Raw genomic sequence first — 15,606 nt, 5'->3', positions numbered from 1 at the left:
TACCCCGGGGGCGTCAGCCGGTGGTGCGGCGCGGGCGGGGGGAGCGGGCTACGAGGGCCGTGGCCGCGGCACCGGTGACGACGAGGGCGGCGGCCGCGCCGAGGAGGAGGGGGACGGGGGTGTCGGACCCGGTGGACGCGAGCGTGGCGCCGTCGGTGGTGCCGTCGGTGCCGCCGACCGTGGCGGCACCGTACGACGTGTCCGCCGCGGAGGTGCCGATGGAGGCGGTCGAGGCGGTGGGGAGCGCGGCGTTGTCCTCGAGGGAGACCGCGACGGTCACCGGGTCGAGCGCGTCACCAGCCTGGTAGAACCCGCTGAAGACGCCCGCCGCGTCGGCGGTGAGCGAGGCGGCGGCCGAACTGACGGTGACCACCTCCCCGTTGACCGTGGGCGACACCTTGCTGAGGGTGGCCACGTCGAGGTCGTCGTAACTGCTGGTCTTCCCCGTGGACATGTCCTTGCTGGTGACGTCGGCGGTCAGGGTGCCGGTGCTGCCGCTGGTGGTCACCTTGAGGTTGCTGAAGGACAGGTCGAGCAGGTAGGTGCCGTCGGTGAGGTGCCCGAGGAAGTGGACGCCGCCGGCGAAGGACACGTTGAGCGCCTTGCCGTCGGCGTCCCAGGTGCCGGTTCCCTTCGGAAAGCGGTAGCCGGCGGCGGTGTCGGCGGCGCCCCCGCTCAACTCGGCCTTGCCGTCGGCGATCGGGCCGGTGACGTAGCTGCGGAAGGACTCCTTCACGCCCCAGTCGAGGTTGCCGTCCACCACGGTGGCGCCGGTGCCCTCGTCGGTGTCGGCGTCGGCGTCGGTGTCGGTGGGAGCCGCGGGCGCGGTGGTCGCCGGGTCCGTCGTGGCGGGAGCCGACGTGGTCGGCCCGGTGGTCGGCCCGGTCGTGGCCGGCTCGGTGCTGGGTGCCGTCGTGGGTGCCGTCGTCGGCGGGGTGGTGGGCGGGGTGGTCGCCGGGGTCGTCGTGGCCGAGCCCGCCGTCACCGCGAGGTTCGCGGGGTCGAGCGCCGTGCCCGCCTGGTACATCCCGTTGAACGCCTGCGCGCCGTCCGCGGTGAGCGCGGTCGCGATCGCGTCGTAGGTGATGCTGCCGTCGGAGCCGTGGCCCGCGGTGGCCGCCGACAGGTCGAGCGAGGCGAAGTCCACGTCCTCGGAGGTGGTGCCCGCCGAGGTGACGTCGGCGGTGAGGGTGCCGGTCGTGCCGGTGGTGGTCAGCTTGATGTCGGCGAGCTTGATGTCGAAGCCGTGCAGTGTGGAGGCGAACTCCACGCTGCCGTCGAACGCGACCGTCACGGAGTGCGTGCTGGTGTCGTACGTGCCGGTGCCGTGGGTGAAGCGGTAGGTGCCGTCGTCGTTGGCGGTCGCGCCGTCGGCGGTGGTGATGGTGCCCGCCGCGATGCCGGTGACGTAGCCGCGGAAGGACTGCTTCACGCCCCAGTCGAAGGTGCCGCCGCTCAGCGGCAGGGTCGGCGGTGGGGCGTCCGCGGCGGCGGCGAGCGCGGGCAGGCCGAGCGCGGCGGCGCCCCCGGCCGTGGCGGCGGCGATGGCGAGGGCGAGCAGGCGGGAGCGGTGCCGTCGGGGCATACGGGTGAGCGCGGACATGGCGGAATGCCTCCTTTGGGGCGCAACGGGTGCGATGCGCAAGGGGTGTACGGGCAACGGGAGTTGGGGGGACCGGCGGCAGCGGGCGCGGGGTATCCGCTGCCGCCGGCTTCAGTCGGCCTCGGGCCCGGATGTCGGTCCGGGCCCGAGACCGGGCTCAGGGGCGGGTCCGTCACCGGACCCGGGTACGGTGACGGCCCGGTCGCCGCGGCGCCCGCGGGCGCGGACCCGGGCGAACGCGGCCGCCGCGAGGACGGCCGCCGCGCCGAGGGACAGCGCGGTGACCGTCCCGGCACCGGCGCCGGTGCCGTCGGAGGCGTTTTCGGGGTGCGGAGCGGCGGCGGGCGCGCTGCCGGCGGGCGGTGCGGGCGCCGTCGCGGGTGCGGCGGCGGCCGTGGTCGGGGCGGTGCCGATGTCCGGCAGCGCGGGCAGCTTCGCGCTCGCCGTCAGGGTGGCGGACACGCTGATCGGGTCCATCGACGTGCCCGCGGTGTACAGGCCGTTGAACTTCGCGGCGCCCCGCGCGGTCAGTTCGGTGGGCGCGTCGGCGACCGTGAGCAGGCCGTTCCTGGGTGTGGGCGCGGCGGGCGCGGTGAAGGTGGCGAAGGCGGTCCCGTCGGCGTAGAGGGTGCCCTTGGCGCCGGCGAGGTGGACGCGTACGCCGCTGAGCGCGAGGTCGAGCCCGTACGATCCGTCGGCCGCGCGCAGGCCGAGGAAGCGGACGGTTCCGGTGAACGAGGCGTCCAGAGTGCGGGTCTTCGCGTCGTAGCTGCCCTTGCCGCTGCCGAAGCGGTAGACGGCGCCGCCGTCCTGGGCCCCGCCGGAGACCTGCGTCCGGCCGTGCGCGATGTCGCCGCTGACGTACTCGCGGAAGGTGCGGCGTATGCCCCAGTCGACGGCGCCGCCGGTCAGCGGGCCGGACGTGGAGCTCGAACTTGCAGTTGACGGGGGCGACTTGGCGGGCGAGCCGGTGGTCGCGGCGGCGGGGCGGTGCAGGTCGACGGAGAAGGTGACCGGGTCGAGGACGGTGCCCGCGGTGTAGTAGCCGGCGAAGGCGCGCGCGCCCTGCGCGGTGAGCGTCGCCGGGACGGTGCCGAGGTCGAGCTGCGTGCCGGTGGCGCCCTTGGTGCTGACCTTGCCCAACGCTAGGGCGGCGAGCGGTACTTGGGCGGTGGTGGTGAATTTCCCGGTGTCCTTGTCCTTGCTGCGCATGTCGGCGTAGAGGGTGCCGGTGCGGCCGGAGATCCGCACGGTGGGGCGGGAGATGGCCAGGTCGAGGACGTAGCTCCCGCTGCTCTGGCGGTGCCCGACGAAGTGCACGCCGCCCTGGAAGCCGGCGGTGAGCGCGCCGGTGGCCGGGTCGTACGTGCCCTGCGCGGACGGGAAGCGGAACTGGCTGCTGCCGACGGTGTCGGCGCCCCCGGTCAGGCTCCAACTGCCTTGTGCGATGGGGCCGGTGACGTAGCTCTGGAACGACGCCTTGATGCCCCAGTCCAGCCGGCCGCCCAGCACCGTGCGGGTGGGCGCGTCCTGCGGAGCCGCGTGCGCGGCGGTCACCGGCGCGAGGAGCGCGGCGGCGAGCAGGGCGAGGCAGGTGGCGATGCGCGGCCGGAGCCGTACGCGGCGGCGCACACGGGCCCGGACCCGGGCAGGGCGGAGCAACGGCATACGGACCTCCCAAGAACCGACCGACTTAGGTAAGGCTAACCTAAGCTAACCTCATGGGCGGCGGGAAGCCCGCCCCCGGAGGTCCGGGACGGTGACGGTGACCGTGACGACGACGAGGAGGCGGCGAGCAGTGCGAAGAGGGCCGGTACACAGCACGGACGGGACGGGGAACGTGGGATCGCGCTCGACGGAATGGCGGTGGGCCGCCGCACTCGCCCTCGCACTGGCGGTCCTGCTGGCCGGGTGCGGCGGCAGCGCCTCGCCGGGCACGCCCGCCCCGGCCGGGTCCACCGCCTCCGCCGCCGACCTGGTACAGCCGCTGTCCGGCACCCCCGCGCCCCAACTGCCCGCCACCGTAAGGTCATCCGACGGCCGTACCGTCACCGTGCGCAGCGACGACCGGATCATCCCGCTCACCGGCGGCCTGTCCGAGGTGGTCTTCACCCTCGGGCTGGGCAGCCGTGTGGTGGCCCGCGACATCTCGGCGACCTTCGCTCAGGCGGCCAAGCTCCCCCTGGTCACCCGCGCGCACGACGTGTCCGCGGAGGGCGTGCTCTCGCTGCGTCCGACGGTCGTCCTCGCCGAGTCCACCACCGGCCCGGCAGACGCGATCGCGCAGATCCGGGCGGCGGGCGTACCGCTGGTGGTCCTCCCGGCCGCGACCTCGCTGTCCGACGTCGGCCCGCGGATCGACGCGGTGGCCGCCGCGCTCGGCGTGGCGTCCGCGGGGAAGAAGCTGCGTACGCGCACCGCGCAGCGGATCGCCGCCGTCCGCCGGGAGGTTCCGGCCGAGGCGCGCAGGCCGCGGGTCGCCTTCCTCTACCTGCGCGGCACCGCGTCCGTCTACCTGATCGGCGGGCGCGGCTCCGGCGCCGACTCCCTGATCGCCGCGGCCGGGGGCACCGACGCGGGCGTGGCGTCCGGCCTGACGAAGGACTTCACCCCGATCACCGCCGAGGCCCTGGTGAAGGCCGCGCCCGACGTCATCCTGGTGATGACCGAGGGGCTCCGGTCGGTGGGCGGGGTCGCGGGCCTGGAGAAGGTGCCGGGCGTCGCCCAGACCCCGGCCGGACTGGACCGCCGGGTGGTCGCGATCGACGACGGCACCCTGCTGAACTTCGGCCCGCGCACGGATGTGGTGCTGCGGGAACTGGCCGACGGAATACGGGAGTCGGCGAAGTGACGGCATCCCAGGACACCACGGCCGCCCCCGCGGGCCCCGATGCCGGCGCGCCCGCCGCCAAGCCCGCTGCTTCCGGCGTCCGTTGGCCATGGGAGCGGCGCAACACCCTGCTCGGTACGGGACTTGCCGTCGGCCTGGTGCTGGTGGTGCTGCTGTCGGTCGGCGTGGGGGCCTATCACCTCGGCACCGGTGACGTCATGGCGTCGGTGGCGCACCGGGCCGGGCTCGGCGGCCACCGGCTGGACCGGGTGGGCGAGTCGGTGCTGTGGGACGTGCGGATGCCGCGGGTGGTGCTCGCGGTGCTGGTCGGCGCGTCGCTCGGCTGCGCGGGCGCGCTGATGCAGGGCGTGTTCGGCAACCCGCTGGCCGAGCCGGGCGTGATCGGGATCTCCTCGGGCGCCGCGGTCGGCGCCGCCGGGTCGATCGCGCTCGGCCTCGGCTTCGCCGGGAACTGGACGGTCACGGTCTGCGCGTTCGCCGCGGGTCTGCTGACCGTCCTGGTGGTCTACGGGCTGTCCCGCTCCGGCGGCCGTACGGAGGTGGTGACGCTGGTGCTCACCGGCATCGCCGTCAACGCCTTCGCGGGCGCGGCGATCGGGCTGTGCGTGTTCACCGCGGACAGCGCGCAGCTCACCGAGATCACGTTCTGGCAGCTGGGTTCGCTGGCGCAGGCGACCTGGCCGAAGGTGCTCGCGGTGCTGCCGTGCGCGGTGGCCGGGCTCGCCGTGGCGCCCTGGTACGCGCGCCGGCTGGACCTGCTGGCGCTCGGCGAGCGGCAGGCCCGGCACCTGGGGGTCGACGTGGAGCGGACGCGGCTGGCGCTGATCGCGGTGGTGGCGCTGCTGACCGCCGCCGCGGTGGCGGTCGCGGGCATCGTCTCCTTCGTCGGGCTGGTGGTGCCGCACCTGCTGCGGATGGCGGCGGGCCCCGGCCACCGCTTCCTGCTGCCGGGCAGCGCGCTGGGCGGGGCCCTGGTGCTGGTGGCCGCGGACCTGGCCGCGCGGACCCTGGCGGCGCCGGCCGAGTTGCCGCTCGGGGTGCTGACCGCGCTCGTCGGCAGCCCGTTCTTCTTCTGGCTGCTGCGCAGGACCCGTGGCCGGCAAGGGGGTTGGGCGTGAGCGGGCGTACGCCGCCCGGCCGCCGGGGGCTGCGCGGGCTGTTCGCGGCGCGGCCGGCGCCTCCCGCGCCCGCCCGGCCCGGCGACGTGCTCGCCGCCGCCCGCGAGGTGCGGGTGTCGCTGGGCGGTCGGGAGGTGCTGGCGGGGGTGTCGCTGGACGTGCGGGCCGGGGAGGTGCTGGCGCTGGTCGGGCCCAACGGGGCCGGCAAGTCCACGCTGCTGGCCGCGCTCGCCGGTGACCTGCCCGCCGGGGACGGTGAGGTGCGGGTGGGCGGCGCGCCCGTGGCGTCCTGGACGGCCGCCCAACTCGCCCTGCGCCGGGCGGTGCTGCCGCAGTCCGCGCCGCTCGCCTTCCCGTTCACCGTCGAGGAGGTGGTGCGGATGGGCCGGGCGCCCTGGGCGGGGCGCGACGACGGCTCCGCGGTCGCCGCCGCCATGGCCGCCACCGAGGTGCGGGCGCTGGCGGCGCGCCCCTGTCCCGCGCTGTCGGGCGGGGAGCGCGCCCGCGTCGGCCTCGCCCGCGTCCTGGCCCAGCAGGCGCCGCTGGTGCTGCTCGACGAGCCGACCGCGGCGCTGGACCTGCGCCACCAGGAGCTGGTGCTGCGGGTCTGCCGCGGTCAGGCCGCCGCCGGGCGGGCCGTCGTCGTGGTCCTGCACGACCTCGGGCTCGCCGCGGCGCACGCCGACCGCGTCGCCGTCCTGGCCGGCGGCCTGATCGCCGCCGACGGCTTCCCCGCCGATGTGCTCACCGCGCCGCTGCTCACCCGGGTCTACCGGCACCCGGTGGAGGTCCTCCCCCACCCGCGCACCGGCCGCCCCCTGATCCACCCGCACCGCACTACGGAACCGGGGGCACCGGAGGCGCCGGGGGGACCTGCGGGCGCAGCTCCATCGTGCAGCACTTGACGCTGCCGCCTGCCTTGTGGAACTCGGACAGGTCGACGGCGACGGGGGCGAAACCGCGGCGGCGCAGCGGCCCGCGCAGGCCCTTGGCGGCGCGCGGCAGCAGCACGTTGCGGCCGTCGCTGACGGCGTTGAGGCCGAAGGCGGCGGCGTCCTCGGCTGTGGCGAGCAGCGCGTCGGGGAAGAGCCGGGCGAGGACGGCGCGGCTGCCGGGGGTGAAGGCGCCCGGGTAGTACATGATCTCGTCGGCGTCGTCGTCGAGGACGGCGAGCGCGGTGTCGAGGTGGTAGTAGCGGGGGTCGGTGAGTTCGAGGCTGATGACGGGGCGGCGGAAGAACTCCTGTGCCTCGTCGTGCGCGAGGGGGCTGCTGCGGAAGCCCTGCCCGGCCAGCAGCCAGGAGGACGTCACCGCGAAGTCGCCCTCCCCTTCGTTGACGTGCTCCGGCTCGCGGATGTCGGGGTAGCCGTGCGCGCGGAACCAGGCGAGGTGCGCCGGGGCCTCCGCGGTGCGCTCGGGGTTGGCGAACCGCGCGCCCAGCACCCGGCCGTCCACGACGGTGGCACCGTTCGCCGCGAACACCATGTCGGGCAGGCCCGGCAGCGCGTCGAGCACCTCCACGGTGTGTCCGAGCCCGCGGTAGCGCTCCCGCAGGTCCTCCCACTGGAACATCGCGAGCGCCGGGTCCACCGGTTTCCGCGGGTCCATCCAGGGGTTGATGCTGTACGTCACTCGGTAGTGCGCCGGTGGGCACATCAGGTACCGGCGGGGCGTCGCGATGCGCAATGGGGGCTCCTCGGAGGGTGGTTGAGTGCCTGACTTGCACGGCGCCCCCGCACCGGACGGTCGGCCCGGAGCCGGGGACGCGGAATCGCACGGCCCCGTACGGCAGTTCGTCCGCACGGGGTCGTACGCCTGCATTGTGCGCCCGGTTCGCCCTACCGGTCCCTAGCCCGTTCGGGCCCCCGGCCCGCACCCCGCCGGGGAGGGCGCCGTACCCGAGGGGCGGGGTCCCGCCCGGGCGGCCCGGGGCGCCGTACAGTGCGGGGATGGACGTGGGAAGCGGGGCGCGGCAGGACGTCGTGATCGTGGGCGGCGGGCACAACGGTCTGGTGGCCGCGGCGTATCTCGCCCGGGCCGGGCGGAGCGTGCTGGTGCTGGAGCGGCTGCCGGGGACCGGGGGCGCCGCGGTGTCGACGCGGGCCTTCCGCGGGGTGGACGCGCGGCTGTCGCGCTACTCGTACCTGGTCAGCCTGCTGCCGCGGAAGATCGTGGACGACCTGGGCCTGCGCTTCGCGGTGCGGCGGCGCCGCATCTCGTCGTACACCCCGCACGGGGACACCGGGCTGCTGGTGGACGCGGTGGACGGCGGGCGCACCCGGGAGCAGTTCGCGCGGCTGACCGGCTCGGACCGGGAGTTCGAGGCGTGGCAGCGGTTCTACGCGATGACCGCGCACGTGGCCCGGCAGGTCTTCCCCACCCTCACCGAGCCGCTGCCGACCCGGGCGGAGCTGGAGCGCCGGGTGGGCGACAGCGCCGCCTGGGAGGCGCTGTTCGAGCGGCCGCTCGGGGAGGCGGTGGAGGCGGCGTTCGCCGACGACACGGTGCGCGGCGTGGTCCTCACCGACGCGCTGATCGGCACCTTCACCCACGCGCACGACCCGTCGCTGCGGCAGAACCGCTGCTTCCTCTACCACGTGATCGGCGGCGGCACCGGCGACTGGGACGTGCCGGTCGGCGGGATGGGCGCGTTCACCGACGCCCTCGCGGACGCGGCGCGCGCGGCGGGCGCGCGGATCACCACCGGCGCCGAGGTCACCGCGATCACCACCGACGGCACGGTCGCGGAGGTGGCGTACGAGGACGCCGGGAGCGGCCGGACCCGTACGGTCGCCGCCCGAGACGTGCTCGTGAACGCCTCCCCGCACACGCTGGCCGGGCTGCTCGGCACACCCCCGCCGCCCCGCCCGGAAGGCGCGCAGCTGAAGGCGAACATGCTGCTGCGCCGCCTGCCGCGGCTGCGGGACCGCGCGGTGGACCCGCGCGAGGCGTTCGCGGGCACCTTCCATGTCGCCGAGGGCTACGGGCAGTTGCAGGCGGCGTACGAGCAGGCGGCCGCCGGGCGGGTGCCGGACGCGCCCCCGTCGGAGATCTACTGCCACTCGCTGACCGACGCCTCGATCCTCTCCCCCGAGCTGGCCGCGGCCGGTGCGCACACCCTGACGCTCTTCGGGCTGCACGCGCCCGCCCGGCTCTTCGCCGCCGACCCAGAGGGCGCCAAGCGCGAGCTGCTGGCGGCGACGCTGGACCGGCTCGACGCGGTGCTCGCCGAGCCGCTGGCGGACTGCCTGGCCACCGACGCGGACGGGCGGCCGTGCCTGGAGGCGAAGTCGCCGCTGGACCTGGAACGGGAGGTGGGGCTGCCCGGCGGCCACATCTTCCACCGGGACCTGTCCTGGCCGTACGCGGCCCCGGCCGGCCCCGGCGCCGACGGCGATGTGACCCAGAGCACAGACCGTTGGGGTGTCGGCACCGGATGTGCGAACGTCTTCCTCTGCGGCGCGGGCGCGGTCCGCGGCGGCGGGGTCAGCGGTGTCCCCGGGCACAACGCGGCGAGAGCGGTACTGGAGAAGGCACGATGACGGACACCCCCGCGGTGGCGCACCGCAAGGACGCCTCCCGGCGCGGTTTCGGGCGGCAGTGGCGGCGCGGCGGCCGCTGGCACGCCCTGGACGGCGCGGAGCGCGAGCTGCCCGAGCAGCGGCGCTGCACCGCCGACGTGGTGGTGGACTGCGCGGTGTACGAGGAGGGCTGCCGGGCCGCGTCGCTGCCGCCGCAGGAGGCGCTGGACGAGGCCCGCAAGCGCGGCGGTTTCGCGTGGATCGGGCTGCACGAGCCGGACGCGGAGCACCTGGAGGAGATCGCGCAGGTCTTCGGGCTGCACCCGCTCGCGGTGGAGGACGCGGTGCACGCCCACCAGCGGCCGAAGCTGGAGCGGTACGGCGACACGCTCTTCCTGGTGCTCAAGACGGTCGTCTTCGTGGAGCACGAGAAGCTCACCGCGACCAGCGAGGTGGTCGACACCGGCGAGGTGATGATCTTCCTCGGCCCGGACTTCGTGGTCGTGGTGCGGCACGGCAGCGCGCCCGGGCTCGCCCGGGTCCGGCGCGCCCTGGAAAGCCGCCCGGAGATCCTGGCGCACGGCCCGACCGCGGTGCTGCACGCCATCACCGACCAGGTCGTGGACGACTACGTCGACGTCGCCGACGCGGTCGAACTCGACGTGGACACTCTGGAGTCCGACGTGTTCTCACCCGAGCACGGCGACGACGCCAGCCGCATCTACCAACTCAAGCGCGAACTCATCGAGTTCAAGCGCGCCGTCTTCCCGCTGGCCCGCCCGCTCGAACGCCTCACCGAGGGCGCCGACGGCCTGGTCAGCGCCGAAATGGGCCGCTACTTCCGCGACGTCTCCGACCACCTCTCCCACGTCCGCGAACAGCTCCTGGCCTTCGGCGAGTTGGTGGACGGCCTGCTCCAGGCCAACCTCAGCCAGCTCGCCGTGCAGCAGAACGTCGACATGCGCCGGATCAGCGCCGGCGCGGCGATCCTCGCCATCCCGACGATGATCGCCGGCTTCTACGGCATGAACTTCCACCACATGCCCGAACTCGCCTGGACCTACGGCTACCCGGTGATGCTCGGCGTCACCGCCGTCCTGTCCGCCCTGTGCTACCGCGCCTTCCACCGCGTCGGCTGGCTGTAGGTCGTGTCTGAACAAATCCCGCCTGGCTGACGGGGTCTGGCACGCACGCTCGCTGCGTTGTCGGTCGTCGGCGCAGCCCGCTGCGCTCTCCTCCCTCCGCCTTGCGATCGCACGCACCAGGCCCCGGCAGCCCCCGCCCTTTGGGCGGGACGACGCTATTTGTCAGACACGACCTAGACCGCCCCTTCGCGGTCCGACCCTCCGCCGCTGGCGGGCTGGTCGTCGGGGGGCCAGGGGGCGCCCCAGCGGGCGTCGCGGGCGGCGCGGTAGAGGGGGCCGTGGCGTTTGGTGACGGTGGTGCGGGTGAGGTCGCCCGCGGCGGCGCACAGGTCGAGGAGGACCTGGCCCTTGCGGGTCTGCGGGTGGCGCACCACGCGGTTGGCGGCAGGTGCGGGAGGGGTCCCGGCGCCGTCGGGGCGGACGGCGGCGACGTAGCTGAACTTCTCGTCCTCGTACGGCAGGGTGCCGCCCTTGACCTGGCGGTGCAGCGCGGACCGCGGCACGCGCGCGGCGAAGTGGCACCAGTCGGTGCCCGTGACCGGGCAGGGCCCGCTGTGCGGGCAGGGCGCCAGCACCCTGAACCCGGCGGCGACCAGCCGGTCGCGGGCGGTGATCACCCGCGCGTAGCCCTCGGGCGTACCGGGTTCCGCGACCAGCACCACCCCGCCCGCGCGGGCGGCGCCGGCGGCCGCGTCGACCAGCGACGCGCGGTCGCCGGGAGTGAGTTCGCCGAGCACGTAGGAGACCGTGACCAGGTCCGCCGCCGGGAGCTCGGGCGCCCCCGACAGCGGCGCCCGGGTCCAGGTGGTGGCCCGCATCGAGGGCGCCGAGGCGTCGGCGGCCAGCGCCCGCCCGAGGTCGAGCGCGGCGGCCGACCAGTCCAGTACGGTGCCGCGCGGCCCGGACTCCCCCGGCCAGGTGTCGGCGACCGCCCACCGCGCGGCGCCCGTCCCCCCGCCGAGGTCGAGGTGCGCCCGCGGGGTCCAGGCCCCCGTACGGGCCCGCAGCTCGGCCAGCGCCGACCGCGCGGCCGCGTACGTCGCGGGCATCCGGTACGCCGCGTACGCCGCCGCGTCACCCGCGTCCCGCAGCACCGGCGCGGCCGTGGGTGTCGCCCCGCGGTAGTTCTCGATCAGCCGGTCCACCTGCGCGGACGCCTCGGTCGGCGCGGTGGCGGCAAGCCGGCGCGTCAGCGCCGCGGCAAGGTCGTCGGGCAGGTGCACGGTGGGAACGAGAGACACGAAGCCCCACTCTAGGCGGTCCGCGGCCGGCCCCCGCCCGTCCCCGCGCCCGGCCCCCGCACGTCCCCGCGCCGCCGGCGGCGGCACTCCGGGCTGCGCGCCGGGAGGGGACGCCCTCTTGCGCGGGCGGCGGGGGTCGGAGACCGTCGAAGCGGCCAAGAGCACACGCAGACAGTCAACTCTGTCATCACATCCACTCGAATACGTGCAATCGACGGCGCAACGGACCCTTGGTGGCTTACCGTTCGCAGGTGTCACGGAGCGCCAGCACTTGGGGAAGTGCTGGGGCTCCTCGTCGGTCGCGATGTGCCAGGGGGGTCCATGCGGCGTACCGAAACAACCCCGGCTACACCCGTACTGCCCGCAATACCCGTGGAAGGCGAGCCACGGCGCCGGTTCCGCCCGCGCTCCGCGCGGCCCGCCCCGCCGGTCCTGCCCGCCTTATCCGGGGCGGCGGAGACACCGCCGTCCCCGTACCGCGCCCGCACCCTGCCCGGCTGGCACGGCGTGCACCGCGCACACAGCGGCTACGGCGACAAGGCGCTCTGGTACCTGCCTCTGACGCTGACCGCCGACGCGCTGGCCGCCGCCCTCCCGCCGGCCGCGCTGCTGCACCGCGCCGGGCAGCCGCACGCCGCCGCGGCGGGCGCGGCGGCGGCCGCGGCCTGGCTCGCCGTCCGCGCCTGCCGCCGCCGCTACACCGCCGCCGAACTCGGCGAGCGCAGCGGTGTGACCGCCGTCGTCGCCGACTGGCTGGTGCTGCTCGGGGTGCTGGCGGTGCTGCTCCTGGCGGCGGACGAGCAGGTCGGCGCCGCGCAGGCGCTCGCCGGGGTCGCCGCCGCGCCGCTGGTCGCGGTGGCGACCCGGACCGCCGCGCACCGCCACCTGGTCGCCGCCCGGCGCTGCGCGCACGCGGTGCGCCGGGTGCTGGTGGTCGGCGAACCGGCCGCCGCCGACGACGTGGTGGGCCATCTCGCCGCCCGCACCGACCACGCCTACGTAGTGGTGGGGGTGGTGCCGGTCGGCGGCGCGCGCGTGGCGAGCGGGGCGCCGGTCACCACGCGGCTCGGGCCGGTGGCGCCCAGCGGCCCGGCCGAGGACGCGGGCATCGTGCTGGGCGCGGTCCGCGAGCACCGGGCCGAACTCGTCCTGGTGCTGCCGGGCCCGCGGCTGTCCGCCGAGCGGCTGCGCCGCCTGTCGTGGGCGCTGCACGACGCGCTGGTGCCGCTGGCGGTGGCGCCCGGCCTGGTGGACGTCGGGGTGGGCCGTATGCAACTGGACGCGCCCGCGGGCCTGGCGCTGCTGCACATCGCGCCGCCGGCCCGCTCCGGTGCGCCGGTCGCGGTGAAGGCGGCGCTGGACCGGGCCGGAGCGGCGCTCGGACTGCTGCTGCTGGCCCCGCTGTTCGCGGTGCTGGCCGCCGCGGTCCGCTGCTCCTCGCGGGGCCCGGTCTTCCACCGGCAGACCAGGCACGGGCGGGCGGGCGCGCCGTTCACCATGTGGAAGTTCCGCACCATGGTCGCCGACGCGGAGTCCCGCCGGGCGGAGTTGGAGCAGGCCGGCGGCAACGAACACGACGGGCTGATGTTCAAGATGCGCCGCGACCCGCGGATCACCGCGGTCGGCCGGGTGCTGCGGCGCTGCTCGCTGGACGAGTTGCCGCAGCTGCTGAACGTGCTGCGCGGCGAGATGTCGCTGGTCGGCCCGCGCCCGCCGCTGCCGGACGAGGTGGCCCGCTACGACGAGGTGGCCCGCCGGCGGCTCGCGGTGCGCCCGGGCATCACCGGGCTGTGGCAGGTCAGCGGGCGCAGCGAGCTGTCGTGGGACGAGACGCTGGCGATCGACCTGCGGTACGTCGACAACTGGTCGCTCGCCGGGGACGTGGACGTGATGACCCGCACGCTGCGGGCGGTCGTCGACGGGCGCGGTGCGTACTGATGGGCCGGTCAGGAGCCGGACACAGACCGGGCGGCGGCGGGCGCGGTGCGCCAGTGGTCGTAGACCGCGGCGATGCCGTCGCGCAGCGCGATCCGCGGCCGCCAGCCCAGCGCGTGCAGCCGGGTCACGTCCAGCAGTTTGCGCGGGGTGCCGTCGGGCTTGCCGGTGTCCCAGCCGATCGCGCCGCGGTAGCCGACCACGTCCCGTACGGTCTCGGCGAGTTCGCGGATGGTCAGGTCGGTGCCGCAGCCGACGTTGACCGGTTCGTCCGCGTCGTAGCGGCGCAGCAGCAGCGCGCAGGCCGACGCGAGGTCGTCGACGTGCAGGAACTCTCGGCGCGGGGTGCCGCTGCCCCACAGCACCACTTCGGGCAGGCCGCCCTGCGCGGCTTCGTGGAAGCGGCGGATGAGTGCGGGCAGCACGTGCGAGGTGGCGAGGTCGAAGTTGTCGCCGGGCCCGTAGAGGTTGGTGGGCATCGCGGAGACGAAGCCGGCGCCGTACTGCCGCCGGTAGGAGCGCACCTGGACGATGCCGGCGATCTTGGCGAGCGCGTACGCCTCGTTGGTGGGCTCCAACGGGCCGGTGAGCAGGGCCTCTTCGCGGATGGGCTGCTCGGCCAGCCGCGGGTAGATGCAGCTGGAGCCGAGGAAGAGCAGGCGGGCCACGCCCGCCTGGTGGGCGCCGGCGATCACGCTGAGCTGGATGGCGAGGTTGTCCTCCAGGAACTGCACCGGGTGGGTGGCGTTGGCCATGATCCCCCCGACCCGGGCGGCGGCGAGCACCACCGCGTCGGGCCGGGTGCCGTGCAGGTAGGCGGCCGTGGCGGCGGCGTCGCGCAGGTCGAGTTCGGCGCGGGTGCGGGTGAGCACCCGGTGGCCGTCGGCGGTCAGCCGGCGGGCGATCGCGGAGCCGACCAGCCCGCGGTGGCCGGCGACGAATATCCGGGCGCCGGGCGGCAGCAGTTCGCTCATGGCGGCGATTGTGCCAGCCGATCGGGACACCGCGGCGCCGATCCCTTCTTTCCGTCAATTCCCTGACTTCGGCCGACTCGCCCTGGCACCCTGTCCCGGGTGTCCGCCCGACCACTCCACCTCTTGGGGGAACCCGTGGGCAAGACCGCCCTCATCACCGGCGTCACCGGGCAGGACGGCTCGTACCTGGCCGAACTGCTGCTGTCGAAGGGCTACACGGTGCACGGCATCGTGCGGCGCTCCTCGTCGTTCAACACCGAGCGGATCGACCACATCTACCAGGGCCCGCAGGAGGCGCACCGGTCGCTGGTGCTGCACCACGCGGACCTGGCCGACGGGGTGGGGCTGGTGAACCTGCTGCGCGAGGTGCGGCCGGACGAGATCTACAACCTCGGCGCCCAGTCGCATGTGCGGGTCTCCTTCGACGCGCCGATGTACACCGGTGACGTCACCGGGCTCGGCGCGCTGCGGCTGCTGGAGGCGGTACGGGCCAGCGGCAGCGACGCCCGCGTCTACCAGGCGTCCTCCTCCGAGATGTTCGGCGCCACCCCGCCGCCGCAGCACGAGGGCACCCCCTTCCACCCGCGCAGCCCATACGCCTGCGCGAAGGTCTTCGGCTACTGGGCGACGGTCAACTACCGCGAGGCGTACGGGATGTACGCGGTGAACGGCATCCTGTTCAACCACGAGTCGCCGCGCCGCGGTGAGACCTTCGTGACCCGGAAGATCACCCGCGCGGTGGCCCGGATCAAGGCGGGCCTCCAGGACCGGCTCTACCTCGGGAACCTGGACGCGGTCCGGGACTGGGGCTACGCGCCGGAGTACGTGGACGCGATGTGGCGGATGCTCCAGCGCGCCGAGCCCGAGGACTACGTGGTGGCCACCGGACGGCCCGCCACCGTACGGCAGTTCCTGGACACGGCCTTCGCGCACGCCGGCCTGGACCCGGCCGAGCACGTGCGCTACGACCCGAAGTACGAGCGGCCCAGCGAGGTGGACGCGCTGATCGGCGACGCCTCCAAGGCCCGCGAGCTGCTCGGCTGGCAACCACGGGTCGAGGCCGAGGAGTTGGCCCGGCTGATGGTGGACGCCGACATCCAGCAGGTGGCGGACCAGCTCGCGGGCGCGGCCGTCCGCATCGACCGCTAGCGCCCCCGCGCGTACGGCAGCACAGCACGTACCGGAAGCACAGCACCTACCTGAAGCAGCACGCACGGC

General features: G+C 75.3%; 12 protein-coding genes. 7 read left to right on the top strand and 5 right to left on the bottom strand.

The features are described 5' to 3' along the window. Positions 1-13: 13 nt before the first annotated feature. Positions 14-1,603, bottom strand: coding sequence for an HtaA domain-containing protein (locus tag AC3EVP_RS24085; RefSeq protein WP_435132897.1), 1,590 nt, complete (start codon positions 1,601-1,603; stop codon positions 14-16). Positions 1,604-1,714: 111 nt separating this feature from the next. Next, positions 1,715-3,271, bottom strand: coding sequence for an HtaA domain-containing protein (locus tag AC3EVP_RS24080; RefSeq protein ID WP_435132894.1), 1,557 nt, complete (start codon positions 3,269-3,271; stop codon positions 1,715-1,717). A 172-nt stretch (positions 3,272-3,443) separates the two neighbouring features. Here AC3EVP_RS24080 and AC3EVP_RS24075 point away from each other — a divergent pair, with 172 nt between their 5' ends. The 3 genes from AC3EVP_RS24075 to AC3EVP_RS24065 are packed head-to-tail and all read left to right on the top strand — an operon-like array spanning position 3,444 to position 6,477. Then, a complete protein-coding gene (locus AC3EVP_RS24075; RefSeq protein ID WP_435132892.1) occupies positions 3,444-4,454 on the top strand; it encodes a heme/hemin ABC transporter substrate-binding protein in 1,011 nt (336 codons plus the stop codon). Further along, the gene (locus AC3EVP_RS24070; protein ID WP_435132889.1) at positions 4,451-5,572 is read left to right on the top strand and encodes a FecCD family ABC transporter permease; all 1,122 of its coding nucleotides are present in this window, start codon (positions 4,451-4,453) and stop codon (positions 5,570-5,572) included. The genes AC3EVP_RS24075 and AC3EVP_RS24070 overlap by 4 nt, the downstream gene beginning before the upstream one ends. Then, positions 5,569-6,477 carry a heme ABC transporter ATP-binding protein gene (locus AC3EVP_RS24065; RefSeq protein ID WP_435132886.1) on the top strand — a complete coding sequence of 303 codons (909 nt, stop codon included), beginning with the start codon at positions 5,569-5,571 and terminating at the stop codon, positions 6,475-6,477. The genes AC3EVP_RS24070 and AC3EVP_RS24065 overlap by 4 nt, the downstream gene beginning before the upstream one ends. Here the strand turns inward: AC3EVP_RS24065 and ddaH are convergent. Further along, positions 6,410-7,228: a dimethylargininase gene (gene ddaH / locus AC3EVP_RS24060; protein WP_435133044.1), complete on the bottom strand. Its 819-nt coding sequence runs from the start codon at positions 7,226-7,228 to the stop codon at positions 6,410-6,412. The genes AC3EVP_RS24065 and ddaH overlap by 68 nt on opposite strands. Positions 7,229-7,521: 293 nt before the next feature. On the opposite strand from ddaH, the gene AC3EVP_RS24055 reads away from it, so the two are divergent. Further along, positions 7,522-9,114, top strand: coding sequence for a phytoene desaturase family protein (locus tag AC3EVP_RS24055; protein WP_435132885.1), 1,593 nt, complete (start codon positions 7,522-7,524; stop codon positions 9,112-9,114). Next, positions 9,111-10,238, top strand: a complete 1,128-nt coding sequence (locus tag AC3EVP_RS24050) for a magnesium and cobalt transport protein CorA (RefSeq protein ID WP_435132882.1) — start codon at positions 9,111-9,113, stop codon at positions 10,236-10,238. The genes AC3EVP_RS24055 and AC3EVP_RS24050 overlap by 4 nt, the downstream gene beginning before the upstream one ends. 173 nt (positions 10,239-10,411) lie before the next feature. On the opposite strand, the gene AC3EVP_RS24045 is transcribed toward AC3EVP_RS24050, so the two are convergent. Then, the gene (locus tag AC3EVP_RS24045) at positions 10,412-11,479 is read right to left on the bottom strand and encodes a small ribosomal subunit Rsm22 family protein (RefSeq protein ID WP_435132880.1); all 1,068 of its coding nucleotides are present in this window, start codon (positions 11,477-11,479) and stop codon (positions 10,412-10,414) included. A gap of 321 nt (positions 11,480-11,800) precedes the next feature. Between AC3EVP_RS24045 and AC3EVP_RS24040 the strand changes: the two genes are divergently transcribed. Next, the gene (locus tag AC3EVP_RS24040; RefSeq protein ID WP_435132878.1) at positions 11,801-13,417 is read left to right on the top strand and encodes an exopolysaccharide biosynthesis polyprenyl glycosylphosphotransferase; all 1,617 of its coding nucleotides are present in this window, start codon (positions 11,801-11,803) and stop codon (positions 13,415-13,417) included. 8 nt (positions 13,418-13,425) lie between these two features. Here the strand turns inward: AC3EVP_RS24040 and AC3EVP_RS24035 are convergent, their stop codons facing one another. Then, positions 13,426-14,388 (bottom strand): GDP-L-fucose synthase family protein, encoded by a 963-nt coding sequence (locus AC3EVP_RS24035; protein ID WP_435132875.1) that lies wholly within the window; start codon positions 14,386-14,388, stop codon positions 13,426-13,428. 135 nt (positions 14,389-14,523) lie between these two features. On the opposite strand from AC3EVP_RS24035, the gene gmd reads away from it, so the two are divergent. Continuing rightward, positions 14,524-15,537, top strand: a complete 1,014-nt coding sequence (gene gmd / locus AC3EVP_RS24030; protein ID WP_435133041.1) for a GDP-mannose 4,6-dehydratase — start codon at positions 14,524-14,526, stop codon at positions 15,535-15,537. The last annotated feature ends 69 nt before the right edge of the window (positions 15,538-15,606 follow it).

The sequence above is a fragment of the Actinacidiphila sp. bgisy144 genome, from assembly GCF_057708105.1.
Note: the sequence above shows the minus strand (reverse complement) of the source record. Positions and strands in the feature narration are given on the sequence as shown.